This window comes from Congregibacter variabilis (assembly GCF_045689235.1).
GTDB lineage: Bacteria > Pseudomonadota > Gammaproteobacteria > Pseudomonadales > Halieaceae > Congregibacter > Congregibacter variabilis.
The window spans coordinates 2653443-2670119 of the sequence record NZ_CP136864.1; the positions used below are offsets into that span (position 1 = coordinate 2653443).

General features: G+C 51.1%; 15 protein-coding genes. 7 read left to right on the forward strand and 8 right to left on the reverse strand.

Going from position 1 to position 16677, the window contains the following annotated elements; genetic code table 11:
• Nucleotide 1 precedes the first annotated feature (1 nt).
• From R0135_RS11745 to rpmH, 8 genes are all read right to left on the reverse strand, one after another.
• A complete protein-coding gene (locus R0135_RS11745) occupies nucleotides 2–796 on the reverse strand; it encodes a ParA family protein (RefSeq protein ID WP_407347042.1) in 795 nt (264 codons plus the stop codon).
• Nucleotides 797–833: 37 nt separating this feature from the next.
• Nucleotides 834–1475 (reverse strand): 16S rRNA (guanine(527)-N(7))-methyltransferase RsmG, encoded by a 642-nt coding sequence (rsmG, locus tag R0135_RS11750; RefSeq protein ID WP_407347043.1) that lies wholly within the window; start codon nucleotides 1473–1475, stop codon nucleotides 834–836.
• Nucleotides 1476–1478: 3 nt separating this feature from the next.
• Nucleotides 1479–3416 (reverse strand): tRNA uridine-5-carboxymethylaminomethyl(34) synthesis enzyme MnmG, encoded by a 1938-nt coding sequence (gene mnmG, locus R0135_RS11755; protein WP_407347045.1) that lies wholly within the window; start codon nucleotides 3414–3416, stop codon nucleotides 1479–1481.
• Between the two features lie 518 nt (nucleotides 3417–3934).
• A complete protein-coding gene (gene mnmE, locus R0135_RS11760) occupies nucleotides 3935–5311 on the reverse strand; it encodes a tRNA uridine-5-carboxymethylaminomethyl(34) synthesis GTPase MnmE (RefSeq protein WP_407347046.1) in 1377 nt (458 codons plus the stop codon).
• A 10-nt stretch (nucleotides 5312–5321) separates the two neighbouring features.
• Nucleotides 5322–7058 carry a membrane protein insertase YidC gene (yidC, locus tag R0135_RS11765; RefSeq protein WP_407347047.1) on the reverse strand — a complete coding sequence of 579 codons (1737 nt, stop codon included), beginning with the start codon at nucleotides 7056–7058 and terminating at the stop codon, nucleotides 5322–5324.
• Nucleotides 7059–7064: 6 nt separating this feature from the next.
• Complete coding sequence (yidD, locus tag R0135_RS11770; protein WP_407347048.1) at nucleotides 7065–7307, reverse strand: membrane protein insertion efficiency factor YidD; 243 nt, start codon at nucleotides 7305–7307, stop codon at nucleotides 7065–7067.
• Nucleotides 7304–7654 (reverse strand): ribonuclease P protein component, encoded by a 351-nt coding sequence (gene rnpA, locus R0135_RS11775; protein WP_407347049.1) that lies wholly within the window; start codon nucleotides 7652–7654, stop codon nucleotides 7304–7306. The genes yidD and rnpA overlap by 4 nt, the downstream gene beginning before the upstream one ends.
• A gap of 52 nt (nucleotides 7655–7706) precedes the next feature.
• Nucleotides 7707–7841, reverse strand: a complete 135-nt coding sequence (gene rpmH, locus R0135_RS11780) for a 50S ribosomal protein L34 (protein WP_083791631.1) — start codon at nucleotides 7839–7841, stop codon at nucleotides 7707–7709.
• 700 nt (nucleotides 7842–8541) lie between these two features.
• Here rpmH and dnaA point away from each other — a divergent pair.
• From dnaA to R0135_RS11815, 7 genes are all read left to right on the forward strand, one after another.
• Nucleotides 8542–10038, forward strand: coding sequence for a chromosomal replication initiator protein DnaA (gene dnaA, locus R0135_RS11785; RefSeq protein ID WP_407347050.1), 1497 nt, complete (start codon nucleotides 8542–8544; stop codon nucleotides 10036–10038).
• Nucleotides 10039–10176: 138 nt separating this feature from the next.
• On the forward strand, nucleotides 10177–11280 hold the full coding sequence (gene dnaN, locus R0135_RS11790; protein WP_407347051.1) for a DNA polymerase III subunit beta: 1104 nt from the start codon (nucleotides 10177–10179) through the stop codon (nucleotides 11278–11280).
• Nucleotides 11281–11365: 85 nt separating this feature from the next.
• On the forward strand, nucleotides 11366–12412 hold the full coding sequence (recF, locus tag R0135_RS11795; RefSeq protein ID WP_407347052.1) for a DNA replication/repair protein RecF: 1047 nt from the start codon (nucleotides 11366–11368) through the stop codon (nucleotides 12410–12412).
• Nucleotides 12413–12450: 38 nt separating this feature from the next.
• On the forward strand, nucleotides 12451–14865 hold the full coding sequence (gyrB, locus tag R0135_RS11800; RefSeq protein ID WP_407347053.1) for a DNA topoisomerase (ATP-hydrolyzing) subunit B: 2415 nt from the start codon (nucleotides 12451–12453) through the stop codon (nucleotides 14863–14865).
• Nucleotides 14865–15056 (forward strand): hypothetical protein, encoded by a 192-nt coding sequence (locus R0135_RS11805; protein ID WP_407347054.1) that lies wholly within the window; start codon nucleotides 14865–14867, stop codon nucleotides 15054–15056. Before gyrB ends, R0135_RS11805 begins: the two co-directional genes overlap by 1 nt.
• A 236-nt stretch (nucleotides 15057–15292) precedes the next feature.
• Complete coding sequence (locus tag R0135_RS11810) at nucleotides 15293–15625, forward strand: c-type cytochrome (protein ID WP_407347055.1); 333 nt, start codon at nucleotides 15293–15295, stop codon at nucleotides 15623–15625.
• An 87-nt stretch (nucleotides 15626–15712) separates the two neighbouring features.
• Entirely contained in the window at nucleotides 15713–16669 is a 957-nt protein-coding gene (locus R0135_RS11815; RefSeq protein WP_407347056.1) for a carbohydrate kinase family protein, read from the forward strand.
• The last annotated feature ends 8 nt before the right edge of the window (nucleotides 16670–16677 follow it).

Here is a 16677-nt window from a genome sequence, read left to right on the forward strand (position 1 = left end):
ATCAGGCTCCCATGTCATTGGGTGAGCGGAGGCGCTCCTCGCGACGAATCATTTCACCGGCTAAAGCCATGTACGCCCGGGAACCTCGCGAATACTTATCGTAATGCATCGCTGGAACGCCATGGCTGGGTGCTTCCGCAAGACGAACGTTGCGGGGAATCACTGTTCGATAAACTTTATCGCCAAAGTGCTCATGTAGCTGGCCAGAAACTGCATTGGTAAGACTATTTCTGGGGTCGTACATGGTACGCAGGATTCCTTCGACCTCTAGTGAGACATTCACACTGGACCGTACCTGTTCAATAGTATCGAGTAATGCTGACAGCCCTTCCAGCGCAAAATATTCGCATTGCATTGCGATAATCACGCCATCGGCAGCGACTAGGCCATTGAGTGTCAAAAGGTTGAGCGAGGGTGGACAGTCAATCAGCATGTAGTCGTAGCTGGATTGTACCTTTCCCAAAGCGGAACGAAGACGTCGTTCACGGCCATCTACGTGAATAAGCTCTACTTCGGCGGCCGTCACATCACCGTTAGCAGGAAGTACATCAAAACCACTTTCTGGCGGAGTCTGAATAGCGTCAGAGACCGCACAGGCTTCGACAAGCACGTCGTAGGTACTGCGTTTTAGCGAGTACTTATCGACGCCGCTACCCATGCTCGCATTGCCCTGGGGATCAAGGTCTACCAACAGTACGCGTTTGCGCATAGCTGCGAGGGACGCGGCCAAATTAACGCAGGTGGTGGTTTTTCCCACGCCACCTTTCTGGTTGGCTATGGCTATTATCCGCGCCAAGATCCCACTCTCTCTTTAACTCCTAATGATTTAATCATCACTTGTCTCTATCGGCATCGGGGTTTGTCTGTATCCGAACTAAACAACGGTCTTCGAATAACCCGGGTACCTGTAAATCAATCGTTGAAATCTGAAACGAGCCGGATTCAACGCTCTGCAGTTCCTCGTCCGGATGCTGGCCCTTCATAGCCAGAAAATCCCCACCGGGAACCAATAAATGCTGACAGCTGGATATCATATCATCGAGCGAAGCAAAGGCTCTGGACAAAACCGTGTCGTAAATATGTGTGGGTTTATAGTCCCTGACGCGGGATTTAACTACCTCAATATTAGTCAGCCCCAACTCATTGGAGGCGTGCACTAAGAACCTGGTTTTCTTACCATTGCTATCCAACAAAGTGAATTGACGAGTGGGTGCGGCTATTGCCAAAGGTATCCCTGGTAGCCCCGCGCCGGTCCCAACGTCAATAAAGCGCTGTCCTTGTAAATGGGGAAGCACCGACAGACTATCCAGCAAATGGCGAGTCACCATTGCACGCTCATCACGTACCGCGGTTAAGTTGTAGGTCTTATTCCAGCGTGACAGGAGTGTTAGATAATCGAGCAACAGTTGTTGCTGGGCTGTACCGAGACCAAGTTCGAGATCCTTTAAGCCTTCACTTAATTCCTTGTCCAACATCGATCAGTGTATCTGTTGGCGTGCTTCGCGAGGCTCCGTCATCGAAACTTCTGTATCAGAGTCCTTTGAAGGTGCTCCCTGCCGACGCTTCATGTGAACCAATAGTAAAGAAATCGCAGCGGGCGTTACACCGGGGATTCTCGATGCACGGCCCAGAGTTTCGGGTTTTTGAGCGACAAGCTTGTCTCGCACCTCGTGAGATAAACCCAAGACCTGCGTGTAGTCCATATCGCTTGGCAGCGATAGACCCTCATAACGGCGCACGCGATCAATTTCACCTTGTTGCCGATCAATATAACCCGCGTACTTGGCTTGGATGCTCACCTGGAGTGATGCCTGTTCGTGGTGAATCCCCTGCGAATCCAGAGCCGCAATATCTGCATACTCAAGCTCAGGACGTTTCAACAGTTCAGCATAGCTGTACTCTCGCGAAAGCGGCTTATCAAGCTTGGAACTCAAAGTCTCTGCGCTAGGACTGCCCGGGTGCACAAAGCTTCGAAGCAAGCGGCTTTGTTCGGCGTCGATAAGATCGCGTTTTTCACTGAACTGCGACCAACGCTCATCGTCCACCAAGCCTAACTTTCGTCCTTGCTCGGTAAGACGTAAATCAGCGTTATCTTCACGCAGTAACAAACGATGTTCAGCACGCGAGGTAAACATTCGATAAGGCTCTTTTGTGCCTAAGGTGATCAGATCATCAACCAAAACGCCCAGATAAGCCTCATCGCGACGGGGACACCAAGGATCTTCTTCGCGTATGGCAAGAGCCGCATTAATACCGGCTAACAAACCCTGCGCAGCAGCTTCTTCATAACCAGTGGTTCCGTTTATCTGACCTGCAAAGTACAAACCCGAAATTGTGCGCGTTTCTAAAGACGACAATAAATCACGAGGATCAAAAAAGTCATACTCGATTGCGTACCCCGGTCGAGTGATATGGGCGTTTTCAAAACCTGAAATACTGCGCACAAGTTCCATCTGCACATCAAAAGGCAGACTGGTTGATATACCGTTTGGATATAGCTCGTTAGTGCTTAAGCCTTCGGGCTCCACAAACACCTGGTGAGAATTTTTGTCGGCGAAGCGCTGGATTTTGTCTTCTATGCTGGGACAGTAACGAGGACCTTCTCCCTCGATCACACCGGTATACAGAGGGCTCCGATCCAGACCATCGCGGATAATATCGTGGGTGTGTTGATTGGTGTAAGCCACCCAGCAGCAACGTTGATCCGGGTGTTGACTACGATCACCTAAAAATGACATTACCGGACGGGGTTCATCACCCCATTGTTTTTCTAAACTCTCTAAATCGATACTGCGCGCATCAAGACGCGGGGGCGTACCGGTCTTTAAGCGCTCTACGCGAAGAGGTAATTCTCGCAACCTTGCTGCCAGAGTATTTGATGGCGGATCCCCGGCGCGGCCTCCAGCCGATTTACTGAGACCGATATGCATTTGACCGCCAAGAAAAGTCCCTGTGGTCAATATGACTCTGGGTGCTTTAAAGCGCAGGCCCGTTTGTGTGACCACACCCTGCACAGATCCGTTTTCAATGATTAAATCATCTACAGCCTGCTGAAATACCTGCAAGCCCTCTTGGGCTTCTATGATCGTTCTAATGGCGTTGCGATATAAAACGCGATCAGCCTGCGCTCGTGTGGCGCGCACAGCCGGACCTTTGCGACTGTTTAAAACCCTAAACTGAATTCCCGCCTGATCAGTAGCTTTTGCCATGGCGCCACCAAGTGCATCGATTTCGCGAACCAGGTGACTCTTTCCGATACCACCGATAGCGGGGTTACACGACATTTGACCAAGGGTGTCTACCGAATGGGTGAGCAGCAAAGTCGCGCAGCCCATCCTGGCGGCGGCCAGTGCAGCCTCAGTGCCTGCGTGTCCGCCACCGATGACGATGACATCGAATTGTGTGGGATGGTCCATGGTTTGATTGTATCTGCTGTCGACTCTGTGCCGCAGGATGAGGTATTTGCGAGCGCTTGTCGAAAGTTATCGAGAAGACCTTATTTATTTTGAGGGCCGCGGATTATAAGTTTCCGAAAGCGCCCTGCAAGTAATTACTTATATAAGTTTAAAAGTACCTTTATATAGGTATGTTTATTTATTGTAGTTATTATTAGGGCCGCCTGTTTTCGGTATAAGTCTATTTATAGTAATAAAAACAATAACCTAGCGCACGTTAAAGCCTGTAAACATACTCTGTAACATCTATGTAATACAGGCTGGTCAATCGGGGATAAGTATTAGAACGTCGCAAAGTAGCGGTCTTATCCCCCGTTACGTACTCAGTCATACAGAGTCTATACGCTGTCTTACTCTCCAGTGGCGGTAATCGCTAGAAAACCACAGGATGGCTTTAACAAGTCTGTGTGTTGATTGAGCGTTGCATGTTTTTAGTCATGTATTAAATGAAATGCTGTGGATAAGCTGGTGAAGCGCACTTACTTACCTATGCAAAAGTTACTAAAAATTTCACCAAGGAGCTCATCGCTGCTAAAAGTACCCGTAATACTTCCAAGACTGTCCTGAGCGTAGCGCAGGTCCTCTGCAATCAATTCAGCTGCACCATGCTGCTTTAATTGAAACAAGCCCTGACGTAAATGCTCTGCGCAGTCTTCCAGTGCGAGTACATGCCTTTCTCTAGCGCTAAAATCTGATGATTCGCTATCGGCCATTCCAGCTGTTGCCTGAAGGTGTTTTCGAAGCAGATCTATACCATCGCCATTGCGGGCACTTAAACAGATCTCTGTCACGGCGTCGTTGGCAGCTAAAGAAGCGGGTGTTTGGTTGAGATCACACTTATTGCGAATCAGTGTAATGGGAACCGCTGGTGGAAGATCGTCCTTATAGGAACTGATCAGCGATGGAGCGTCCAGCACAGCGGCATCAGCACTATTATCTATTACCAGCAATATATGATCCGCTGAGAGCATCTCTGTTCGTGCGCGTCGAATACCTTCTTGTTCTATGGCATCTGCCGAATTGCGAAGACCTGCGGTATCAACAATATGCAGGGGTAAACCATCGATTTGTATATATTCTCTAAGGAGATCGCGGGTTGTACCTGGAATGTCGGTAACGATGGCAGTGTCTTGTTCTGCCAATTGATTCAGTAAGCTGGACTTACCCGCATTAGGCGCTCCGGCGATAACCAACTTCAAGCCATCGCGCAGTGTCCGGCCGCGCCGCGCGCTCCTCAAGAGCTTCGCTATCGATGCTTCAATGGCTTCGAGACGTTCCAAAACGTCACTTTCAGCAATAAAGTCGATTTCTTCTTCTGGAAAGTCGATCGCAGCTTCGACAAACACGCGAAGACGAATGAGTTGGGCCAGTAAGTCATCGACCTGCGTAGAAAACGCACCACTGAGTGAACGGCTGGCACTGCGAGCAGCTGCTTCTGTGCTGCTGGAGATCAGGTCTGCAATTGCCTCAGCCTGCACCAGGTCAATTTTGTTATTCAGGAATGCTCGCTGACTGAATTCTCCGGGGGCGGCCTGGCGCGCACCAAAATTAATGCATTCGCGAAGAATCGTTCGCAGAAGAACCGGCCCACCATGACAATGCAGTTCGGCGACATCTTCTCCGGTAAAAGAGTTGGGTCCTGGAAACTGTATCAATAAGCCCTGGTCCAGAATTTCCTGCTGGTGATCACGTATCTGCGCGTAATGAGCCTGGCGCGGGTTTGCAGCGATTCCTGTCATTGTGTGAGCAACAGAAAAGGCTTGGGGGCCCGATAGTCGAATGATCCCCACGCCGCCAGCCCCAGGACCGGTAGCGATCGCGGCGATAGTGTCGTTGACGCCGACGGAAAGGTTCACAACACAAGGGTCAGCTTTTGGCGCCGGCGTTCTCTATTTGCCGGGTGATCACGTATTGCTGTGCCATGGATAACAAGTTGTTTACCACCCAATACAGCACCAGTCCCGCCGGGAACCACAGGAAGAAAAAGGTAAAGATGACTGGCAGCCACTGCATGATCTTGGCTTGCATTGGATCCGGCGGCGGAGGGTTTAGCTTTTGCATGAAGAACATGCTCGCACCCATCATCAGCGGCAGTACAAAATAAGGATCCATTACTGACAGATCATTAATCCACAGCATGAAAGGTGCCTGACGAAGTTCAACGCTTTCCATAAGCATCCAATAAAGGGCAATGAAGACAGGCATTTGCACCAGTATTGGAAGACAGCCTCCCATTGGGTTGATCTTCTCTTTACGGTAGAGCTCCATCATTGCCTGAGACTGCTTTTGTTTGTCCTCGGCATACTGTTCGCGGATATCCGCCATCTTTGGCTGAACCCGTCGCATGTTGGCCATGGACTTGTAGCTCGTGGCTGAGAGTTTGAAAAACACGGCCTTGATGAGCACTGTCAGGAGAATAATCGCTGCTCCCCAGTTACCCACAAAAGAATAGATTTTGGTGAGCAACCAAAACAGTGGCTGGGCAACCCACCACAACCATCCGTAGTCCACACTAAGCTCAAGAAACGGTGATATTTCCTGAAGACTGTACTGATCCTTTGGCCCCGCGTAGAAGCGAGCGCTTACTTCTTTGCTAGTGCCGGGGTCTACTGTAATCGCTGGGCTAGTGAAGCCTGCGATGTTAAAGCCGCTATTGGTAACGCGAGTACTATAGGTGTGAGTCTGCTGGGGTGATGGGATCCAGGCGCTCAAAAAGTAGTGTTGGATCATCGCTATCCAACCACCGGGGTGTTGCTCGCGAAAGGGTTCTTTGCGCATATTGTCAAAGCTGAATTTTTTGAAGCGATCGTCGGCAGTTGTTGTCGCCGCGCCCAAAAACGGCTGCATGCCCATACCGCCACCGCCTGTGGTTTCGGCGGCACTGCTATCGCGTTTGATTTGTCCGAACAGATTGCCCTGCCATCTTTCATCGCTCTGGTTGTTGATGATGAACTCGACGTCGACGACGTAACTATCGCGCTGAAAGTTAAAACGTTTGGTGACACTGATACCCGCGTCGTTTGTCCAGAGTAAATCGACCTGGAGGCTCTCATCTGCTCCCAGGTCGTAACGAGTCTGAGCGCTTTGATATTTAGCGCGGCTCTGGCTATCAATGCCGTCTCGACCTATGAGTCCGCTTTGTGCCACATAGACTCGACGGGAGTTGTTTTCCAGAAGAACGAACGGTGTGTCTGGGTCATCTATCTTGGCGAGAAACTTTGCTAAGGCGACTTCTACAATATCGCCCCCATTAAGATCGATAGCGACTTGCAGACTGTCTGTGTACACCTGAATAATGTTGTCTGCGGTGGCCACCGCGGGAGCAGGATTACTTGCGTCAACCGACGCACTTACTGCTGGAATGTCTTCTACGGAATCAGCAGTCGTGCTCGAATTAGAAGGCTGAGTGACAGGAAGGTCGGCCGGTAGATCGCCAGTGTTCGTAAAGTCGTTGGCGTCGGCTACAAGATCAGGGCTTGCCGTCAATCGAGATTCAGTAAGGACTACGTCGTCTTTAACGTCACGGAAATTGACCCACTCGGTCAATAACATGAATGACAGAAGCATGATCGCGCCGATGAGCAGCGTGCGTTGGATATCCATTAAAAATTAGTCCTGATGTTGGCAGGCGGTTGGAACAGGATCTGCGCCGCCTTCGTGCCAGGGGTGACAGCGGAGAATTCTACGTACAGCGAGATTGCTGCCTTTGATGGGCCCATGTTCCTCGATAGCTTCGATAGCGTAACGGGAACAGGTGGGGTAGTAGCGACAATGGTGGCCCATAAAAGGGCTAAGTAGTAGTTGGTAGCCCCGGATAAGGATTTGAAGAAACGATTTCAATAAGTTGCTCATGAGGGATTCACTGACAGGCCTAGCCGAGCAAACAATTTTTGTAGTGCTTCCTTTATATGGGTATTACTCGCGTCTCGAGCACCGGGTCTGGTAAGCACTACAATATCGAGCGCGGGAGTTTGGGCTGCAAGCACCCGAAAGTGTTCCCTGGCTTGGCGCTTGATGGCGTTTCGTTTCACAGCGGTCGGAACGTGTTTTTTTGCAACAGCAAGACCGAGCCTGTGTTGGGGTAGGTCATTGTGTCGAGCTAACAGTAGAAGCTCTTTTTGTCCTGCTTTATGGTCCGGGTCTTTAAAGACCTGACTATAGTCAGCCGCGGTGAGGAGCCGTTGACTGGGCCGAAACATAGCAGCCACAGTAACGGCCCGCTTCTGCCGCGCGAATCAGGCTTGAACTGAATCAGGCTGCGAGACGCTTGCGACCTTTAGCGCGACGACGAGCGATAACAGCACGTCCGCTTTTGGTGGCCATACGGCTACGGAAACCGTGAGTGCGCTTGCGCTTCAAAACGCTGGGCTGAAATGTTCTCTTCATGATCTTACTCGCTTAAGTTTTTGCATTGAGCAAACCTATCGCTATCTAAGCCCTGGGGCTTGATTGCAGAGCGGCCGACTCGTTATTCAGTTAATGCCGGTAGTGCTGGCAAAATTTGGCCGCGCATTGTAGTGAATCGGCGATGGTTATTCAATGCGTGTGTTTGCGAAAGGTTCGGGACTTTTGCTTCAAAGGATGCATCTCACTTTGTGGCGCCTAAATAAAGTTTTGCACAAAAGGTCAGGCCCAGTGGCGGCGCGGTTTTCAGCAATCGATAAACACTTTTCCCCAAAGATACACACAAGTTATCCACAAAATCAAACAAACGAAAATGTAAACGGCCCAACAGGGTTTTTTGCCCACAAACCCTCTAAGTAGTTGATTTTTATCACCTTAAATATTTTGTTTTTTTTACTTAAGGTGTGGATAAGTCGCCGTGGCGCGGTTATGATGGCCCCATCGACGGTGTTCAGAGTAAGGATATCAACAATGCTATCCACCGTACTCGGCAAGTCGTTACGTTTCAGCATTTAAGCGAGCTAAAAAGAGTCCAATCGCTGCAAAAGCGCACTATAAGCGCCTGTCAGTTATGCGGAGGTTTAGCCAGTAATCCGAGCTTTTTTGCTGATAGGCCACAAAAACCATGAGAATTGATCGTCTGGCAGGTTGTTCGAGATCAGACGGCAGAAGAGAGTGAACCTTGTCAGAAGCAATATGGGCACATTGCAAAACTCGTTTGCAGAACGAATTACCACCACAACAGTTCAACACATGGATCAGGCCTCTGCAGGCCACAGAAACAGACCAGGCACTACAGTTGTTGGCGCCCAATCGATTTATCTGCGATTTCGTCTCTGATAAATACGGCCAACTTATTGAGCAACTGTTGCGAGAAGTGCAAAGCGGCGAGGCGGAGCTACAGTTAGAGATAGCGGCTGGATCGTCTCGTGCAAGCGCAGTGCAATCTGTGCCACTGGCAGCCACTCCACCGGTGTCCCGGGGACCCGCTCTTGCCGTGGTGGGTGGCACAGCCTCTGGTGCGGCGGCCGATGCAGCAGAGTCAACGGCTCCGCCTGATACCGACACAGTGGCGAAACAGAAACCCCCTTCTTTGATAGAAACGACCCTGCATTACGGGCAGGCAAGCAAATCAGAGGTTCATGAAGCGCTGCAGCACCAGCACAACCTGGTGAGCAACTACACCTTTAGTAACTTTGTCGAGGGTAAGTCAAACCAACTGGCCCTGGCCGCGGCAAATCAGGTGTCCGAGAATCCCGGTGGCGCCTATAACCCGCTCTTTTTATACGGTGGTGTAGGTCTGGGAAAAACCCATCTTATGCATGCGGTCGGTAATGCACTGAAGATCAATAAACCGGATGCGCGGATTGTTTATTTGCACTCCGAGCGTTTTGTAGCGGACATGGTCAAAGCGCTGCAGTTAAATGCCATCGCAGATTTCAAGCGTTACTATCGATCAGTCGATGCACTCTTGATTGACGATATACAGTTTTTTGCGAAAAAGGACCGTTCGCAGGAAGAGTTTTTTCATACCTTTAATGCCTTGCTCGAAGGTGGTCAGCAGATGATCCTCACCTGTGATCGTTATCCCAAGGAGATTGATGGACTCGAGGAGCGCCTCAAGTCACGCTTTGGTTGGGGCCTTACGGTCGCTGTAGAGCCCCCTGATCTGGAAACACGTGTAGCGATTCTGATGAATAAGGCGAGCCAGGCACGCCTGGATTTACCGCCCGATGCGGCATTCTTTATTGCGCAGAGAATACGCTCAAACGTCCGAGAGCTAGAGGGTGCGCTTAAAAGGGTGATAGCGAGTGCTAACTTCACTCGTCGGCCCATCGATGTGGATCTGGTGAAAGAAAGCCTGAAGGACCTTTTGGCTTTGCAGGACAAACAGGTGAGCCTGGATAATATTCAACGTACCGTGGCGGAGTACTACAAGATAAAGGTTGCTGATCTCAATTCGCGGCGCAGAAACCGCTCGGTGGCCCGTCCCCGCCAGGTTGCTATGGCGCTGGCTAAAGAGCTAACCAACTACAGCTTGCCAGAGATCGGTGATGCCTTTGGCGGTCGCGACCATACAACGGTGTTGCACGCCTGTCGTAAAATTCGAGAGCTGCGTGAAACGAGCTCCGACATTCATGAGGATTATAAAAACTTATTAAGGCTTTTGACGACCTGATTAGTGGCTCGTCCCTCTGGATTTGTGCTCCGAAGTTTAGTGCTCGTATTGCGGTATTTTTCATAGCCACGATCCGGGCATGATGCGCTAAACTATGGCGGTTTTTTATGTCGTACGCGGCTGATTTAAGGATTTTTAATGAAATTCCGAGTTTCTCGTGACGCACTACTCAAGCCCCTGAACCTGGTTGCAGGGGTCGTTGAGCGTCGGCAAACGTTGCCGGTTCTATCAAACGTTTTGCTTAATCTAGATGGCAATCGTTTGTCGATTACCGGCACGGATCTTGAGGTTGAGCTTGTCGGACGCGTAAACCTCGAAGCAGAGGGCGACGCAGGAGAAATCACGATTCCCGCGCGAAAGCTTGCCGATATTTGTAAAAGCCTTCCAGATGGCTCGGACCTGGAGATTTCGGTCTCAGAAGGCAAGGCTACGGTACGTAGCGGACGAAGCCGATTTACCCTGGCTACCCTGCCTGCACGAGAATTCCCAAACATTGAAGATAGCATTGGAACTCACCAATTCACCTTAAAGCAGGGACAGCTCCGGCGTTTGATTGAGCGAACCGGTTTTGCCATGGCGCAGCAGGACGTGCGTTATTACTTAAATGGCATGTACTGGGAGCTTCGTGCGGGTCGTTTGCGTGCGGTAGCTACTGATGGCCATCGCCTGGCTATTTGTACCTTTCCTGGAACACTCAAGGACCTGGAAGATACACAGGTGATTCTCCCTAGAAAGGGTGTTCTTGAGTTGTCGCGGCTGATGCAGAACGATGACGAAGACGTCACGATTATTTTGGGAAGTAACCACTTGCGGGCTACCACCACTGAATTTACCTTCACGTCCAAGCTTGTTGATGGAAAGTTTCCAGATTACGAGCGAGTGCTGCCTCGGTCCGCCGATAAAATCGTTCAAAGCTCAAGAACTGAGCTGCGTCAGGCGTTCACTCGCACCGCGATTCTTTCTAACGAAAAGTATCGCGGCGTAAGGCTTAAATTATCTAATGGCAGCTTGGAAATCGTCGCGAACAATCCGGAACAGGAGCAGGCGGAAGAAAATCTGCCCGTGAACTACACCGGGGATTCTCTTGAGATAGGCTTCAATGTCGGGTATCTACTTGATGTGCTCGGTGTTTTAAGCGGCGACGAAATCCGGTTTTCGCTTTCGGACCCCAATAGCAGCGCACTTCTTGAGGAAACCGATGGTGGAGACTCTCTCTACGTTGTGATGCCAATGCGGCTTTAAGCCGCTCTGGCGGAGGGGTGCGCCCCTGTTAGCCTCCCTTAACATCCATAATCTCAGAAACCTTACCGAGGCCAGTTTAGGCCCCTTGTCGCTGCACAATGTCATCTGCGGCATTAATGGAAGTGGCAAAACAAGCCTCCTCGAAGCCGCACACATATTGGGAACAGCGCGCTCTTTTCGTGCCGGAGGAGCTAAGTCCCTGATTACCCACGGTAAACAGACCTATGTGGTTCAAGGTGATCGGCGGACGCCTGGGGGTGGAAACGTGAGTCTGGGGGTTCAGCGACAAAAAGGCGGAGGGATGAGTCTTCGAATAGCTGGTGAACCGTCGCGCTCGGTATCGCAGTTAGCTGATGAGCTGCCTCTTTTACTCATAAATGCAGATAGTTTTGATTTGTTGGTGGGAGAGCCCGCAAACCGTAGGCGGTTTATGGATTGGGGAGTGTTTCACGTGGAACATAACCTCAGAGATCATCGACGCCGATTTCAGCGAGCTCTTACACAAAGGAATCATCTCCTGCGTCGTGGTAAACTACAGGCTTCCGAGTTAGAGGTGTGGACGCGAGATTTGGCTGTCCACGCGGAGCTTGTGTCCGCAGGCCGTGATCGCTTTCTGTCTGCCCTTAGAGGTGTTTTTGAGCCTTTAGTCAGTGAGCTGGCTCCAGAGATAGGCCCTGTTGAGTTGGCTTATCGTCGCGGTTGGGATGCAAGCAGTAGCTATGCCGACACTTTGCAGCGCAGCTTGGCGTCCGACCAGGAGCAGGGGTTTACGCAATCTGGTCCACAGCGCGCAGACATCCGTGTGACTGTTGGCGGTTATTCTGCTGCAGACACCTTGTCGCGAGGTCAGCAAAAGTTACTTGTTTGCGCCTTAAAGTTAGCTCAGGGCCAAATATTGGCGGGGCAGCAGGGCGGCGTTTTATACTTAATAGACGATTTGCCGTCGGAGTTGGATGCAGAACGCTGCGAGCGCGTGTGTAGAGCGTTAGGGGCAATGCGGGTGCAAACAATGATCACCTGCGTTAGTCGGTCAGCAATCCCAGCTCAGTGGCTGGGGTCTGACGAAGAAGTGGCAATGTTTCACGTGGAACAAGGGTGTGTATCTCTTGTTTCAGATGCGAATAATCAATGAAAAACGGCTCAGGCCGCTAAAACACTGGAGTAAGTGCAATGAGCGATGCATCAGAAAGCTACGATGGATCGAAAATTAAGGTTCTTAAAGGCCTTGATGCGGTGCGTAAGCGCCCAGGTATGTACATTGGAGACACAGATGACGGCACAGGCCTGCATCATATGGTCTTCGAGGTTGTAGATAACTCCATTGATGAAGCGCTGGCCGGTCATTGCGGCAAGATCCTAATAACCATTCACCCTGACGAGTCTGTGTCGGTTCAAGATGATGGTCGAGGTATACCCACAGACATGCACGAAGAGGGTGTGTCTGCGGCAGAAGTGATTCTTACTGTTCTTCATGCCGGGGGTAAATTCGACGATAACACCTACAAAGTGTCCGGCGGTCTGCACGGTGTGGGCGTTTCGGTGGTTAATGCGCTTTCTGAAGAGCTTTGGCTCACAATTTGGCGCGCTGGTCGACGTTATGAGCAGCGCTACGCCCATGGCGTACCCCAGGGTGCCTTGGAGGATGTCGGTGAAGCCGATAAGACGGGCACACTCATCCGTTTTAAGCCCTCAGCAGAAACCTTTACCAACATTGAGTTCGAGTTCGAAATACTCGCAAAGCGCCTCCGAGAGTTGGCATTTCTGAATTCTGGTGTTGAAATCCTTCTTCACGACGAGCGCTCAGGAAAGGATGATCGGTATTTTTATGAAGGTGGCTTAAGGGCCTTTGTTGATTACCTGAATCGCAACAAAACACCTATGCATAAAGCGTTTCACTTCCAGGCGGATACGGAAGATGGCACCGCAGTCGAGGTGGCGTTGCAGTGGAATGACTCGTATCAAGAAAACATCTTCTGTTACACCAATAACATTCCTCAGCGCGACGGTGGTACGCACCTGGCGGGCTTTCGATCGGCCCTTACTAGAACCCTGAATGCCTATATAGAGCGTGAAGGACTGGCGAAAAAGGCCAAGGTCAACACCACGGGAGATGATGCCCGAGAGGGTCTGACAGCGATTGTGTCTGTGAAAGTGCCAGATCCCAAGTTTTCGTCGCAAACAAAAGACAAGCTTGTGTCTTCTGAGGTGAAAACCGTTGTAGAGCAGACAATGAACAACCGGTTTAGTGAGTATTTGCTGGAAAGCCCCGGTGAGGCAAAGGCAATCGTCACGAAAATGCTTGATGCGGCTAGAGCCCGCGAGGCGGCCCGCAAAGCGCGAGAGATGACGCGTCGCAAGGGTGCCCTGGATATCGCCGGTCTGCCCGGCAAACTGGCGGACTGCCAAGAGAAAGATGCAGCGCTTTCAGAAATCTATCTGGTAGAGGGTGATTCGGCGGGCGGCTCGGCAAAACAGGGCCGGAATCGTCGTTTTCAGGCGATTTTGCCACTCAAGGGCAAGATTCTGAATGTCGAGAAAGCCCGCTTCGATAAGATGCTAGCGTCGGTGGAAGTTGGCACATTGGTGACAGCATTGGGTTGCGGTATTGGTAAGGAAGAGTTTGATCCTGACAAATTACGCTATCACCGCATCATCATCATGACGGATGCCGATGTTGACGGTTCGCACATCCGTACCCTGCTGCTAACCTTCTTCTTCCGCCAGATGCGAGAGTTGATTGATCGTGGCTATGTGTATATTGCGCAGCCGCCACTGTACAAAATTGCCAAGGGTAAGCAGCACCAATACCTTAAAGATGACGCTGCTCTGGCTGAGTTTCTTACAGCTCAGGCGCTTGATGGAGCCGCGTTGTATGTGAACGCAGACGCCCCGGGAATTAGTGGAGAATCTTTGGCAGAACTGATTCGTCAGTATCAGGCTGTGGATGCAATTGTTAAGCGTCGCAGCCGTCATTATCCCGAAGAGCTCATTTGGGAGCTGGTTTTTGGCCCACACCTCGTTGGCGATGACCTTACCAATGAAGCTGCGGTTGAGCTGTATTGCAAAGCGATGAGTGAGCGCTTACTCACCCTTAAGACCAAGGGAACCAGCTATTCTGTCGTCCCACGGTCGGATGATCAGGAAGTCTGGTACCCCCTGGTGCGTATGCTTGCACACGGTGTAGAGCGTCCTATTGCGCTTAAGCCTGAATTCTTTAGATCAAAAGACTACGCGGCCATGGCGGCACTTGGTGAGACCCTTAAAGGTCTCATCGATGAAACAGGCTACTTCCAGCGCGGCGAAAAAACGCTTCAGACTCAGGACTTTGTGGAAGGTCTCGAGTGGCTCATGACAGAGGCAAAAAGGGGTTACTACATTCAGCGCTATAAAGGTCTGGGTGAGATGAACCCCGAGCAGCTTTGGGAGACGACGATGGACCCCGAAAGCCGCCGTATGCTGCAGGTGACTATCGACGACGCTATGTTGGCAGATGAGATCTTCACGACACTCATGGGGGATCAGGTGGAGCCTCGTCGGGAGTTTATTGAGCAGAATGCGCTGTACGTTTCAAATTTGGACGTTTGATGATTGCGATGCTGGAGGTGTCTCCCGACGGTGGGCAGCAGTGGCGCGCGGCAAAACCGAGAGAGGACCTTGGCCGCTTTTCATTCCGCGAATGGCGACTACCGGTCAGTGATGCCAATAAAGGCCCTGCTACGTTGATGGTACGTGCGACAAGTAACAAGGGAGAGATGCAGCCGCGAGAGGCCAGCTGAAGTTACGCTTCCGTCAGACACCTCTGTGCTTCGACAATCGGAGTTAGCCGGCTATAGCCTCGCGCAGCAAAAGTGCGGCATCTGTCACTTGGCAAATTACATCAGTTACCAGCCGCCGGGGATGACCCTGGATCAGTGGATTGGCGAGATCCAAAAGATGCAGCACTCTTACAGTGCGCCAATAAATGAAGAGGATATCAAACTTATCGGTGCGTGCTTGGCTGTGGAGTACAGGAGTGCGAAAGCCTCAGATGCCCCCGGTGCTCGCATTAACTGAAGCAGCGCAAAAACAAGCCACCGAAAGAGCCCGCGACACAAAGATTGATGTTCAACAGCTTTTGGCTATGAATGCTTGCCCCGGTTGCCATGCGGTGGATCGAAAGATAGTTGGGCCGTCTTTTACAGAAGTAGCCGCCAAATACACCGGGACCGAGGAAGCGGCAAAACCCCTGGCCGCTTCAATAAAAAGTGGTGGCACCGGTAAGTGGAGGGCGATGGCCATGCCACCCATGGCAGGACTAAGTGATGTTGAGGCTTTGGCGTTGGCCGAGTATGTATTGAATCAGTGAGCACTCATTGTTTATCGTTGCCACTGTGCACACGCGCGCTTCGCAAGGTTGTGCTGAACTAACAAAAACACGTCTAAGGATAAATGCATGACTATCGCTGTGCTGGGCGAGGCTCTGGTCGATCTCATTCTTGCGCCTGATGGTAGCTTTCGTCCCCATCTCGGCGGTTCACCGTTTAACGTCGCCATTGGCCTTGCACGACAGGGTTTACACGCCAGCTACCTGTCACCGTTTTCCGATGATGCCTTTGGGCAGCAGTTGATATCCGCGCTGGTTCGAGAAAACGTTGCTATGCCGACAACACGCCGTTCAGCTTGGCCGACCTCTCTGGCATTGGTTACTCTCGAAGAAGATGGACAGCCCAGTTACCGTTTGTATCGCGAGGGGATTGCGGATAAAGATATTAGCGCCCAAGAGATCATCGACAAGCTTCCTGATGACCTGAGCCTCTTTCACACCGGATCATTGGCCATTACCCCCAGTCAGTTACCCAAGCTACGCACGGTGTTTGGGGAGCTTCAGCGGCGGGGTGTGCCGATTAGCCTGGACATCAATATTCGTCTGAAAGGCTCTATGGATCGAGAGAAGTATTTACAGGGTGTCCGCGATCTTTTGCCCGCTGCGAGTCTGGTGAAGGCGAGTGACGAAGATATTGATGCTTTTTCACTCGGTTTCAATGCTCGCGGTAGCGCCGAGATTTTGTACAAAGAGATGAACGGCGGCATGTTGGCTCTAACCGAGGGTGGCAGTGGAGTTTGCCTGTTTAGTCCGCAAGGTCTTGTGGAAGTGCCGGGATTTAAAGTCGTCAACGTAGCCGATACGGTAGGCGCAGGCGATACCTTTCACTCGGCGCTGCTTGCCGCTTTATGCCGCAGTGCGCCTGAGGTATCAGTGCCTGCTCTGCAAGCTTTGTCGACGGCGAGTCTTGAATCGTCGCTCTACTTTGCCTGTGCAGCCGCTGCTATTAATGTATCTCGACAGGGTTGCTCGCCCCCTACCTACGATGAGGTTGAGGCTTTTCTTCTAGCACAACGGAGGTCCTAAGTAGTGCT

What these genes read in the sequence shown, in the direction of transcription:
- rsmG (WP_407347043.1), bottom strand. Translation starts at nt 1,475, where the DNA reads ATGTTGGACAAGGAATTAAGTGAAGGCTTAAAGGATCTCGAACTTGGT.
- mnmG (WP_407347045.1), bottom strand. Translation starts at nt 3,416, where the DNA reads ATGGACCATCCCACACAATTCGATGTCATCGTCATCGGTGGCGGACAC.
- yidC (WP_407347047.1), bottom strand. Translation starts at nt 7,058, where the DNA reads ATGGATATCCAACGCACGCTGCTCATCGGCGCGATCATGCTTCTGTCA.
- yidD (WP_407347048.1), bottom strand. Translation starts at nt 7,307, where the DNA reads ATGAGCAACTTATTGAAATCGTTTCTTCAAATCCTTATCCGGGGCTAC.
- rnpA (WP_407347049.1), bottom strand. Translation starts at nt 7,654, where the DNA reads ATGTTTCGGCCCAGTCAACGGCTCCTCACCGCGGCTGACTATAGTCAG.
- rpmH (WP_083791631.1), bottom strand. Translation starts at nt 7,841, where the DNA reads ATGAAGAGAACATTTCAGCCCAGCGTTTTGAAGCGCAAGCGCACTCAC.
- dnaN (WP_407347051.1), top strand. Translation starts at nt 10,177, where the DNA reads ATGAAATTCCGAGTTTCTCGTGACGCACTACTCAAGCCCCTGAACCTG.
- gyrB (WP_407347053.1), top strand. Translation starts at nt 12,451, where the DNA reads ATGAGCGATGCATCAGAAAGCTACGATGGATCGAAAATTAAGGTTCTT.
- R0135_RS11805 (WP_407347054.1), top strand. Translation starts at nt 14,865, where the DNA reads ATGATTGCGATGCTGGAGGTGTCTCCCGACGGTGGGCAGCAGTGGCGC.
- R0135_RS11815 (WP_407347056.1), top strand. Translation starts at nt 15,713, where the DNA reads ATGACTATCGCTGTGCTGGGCGAGGCTCTGGTCGATCTCATTCTTGCG.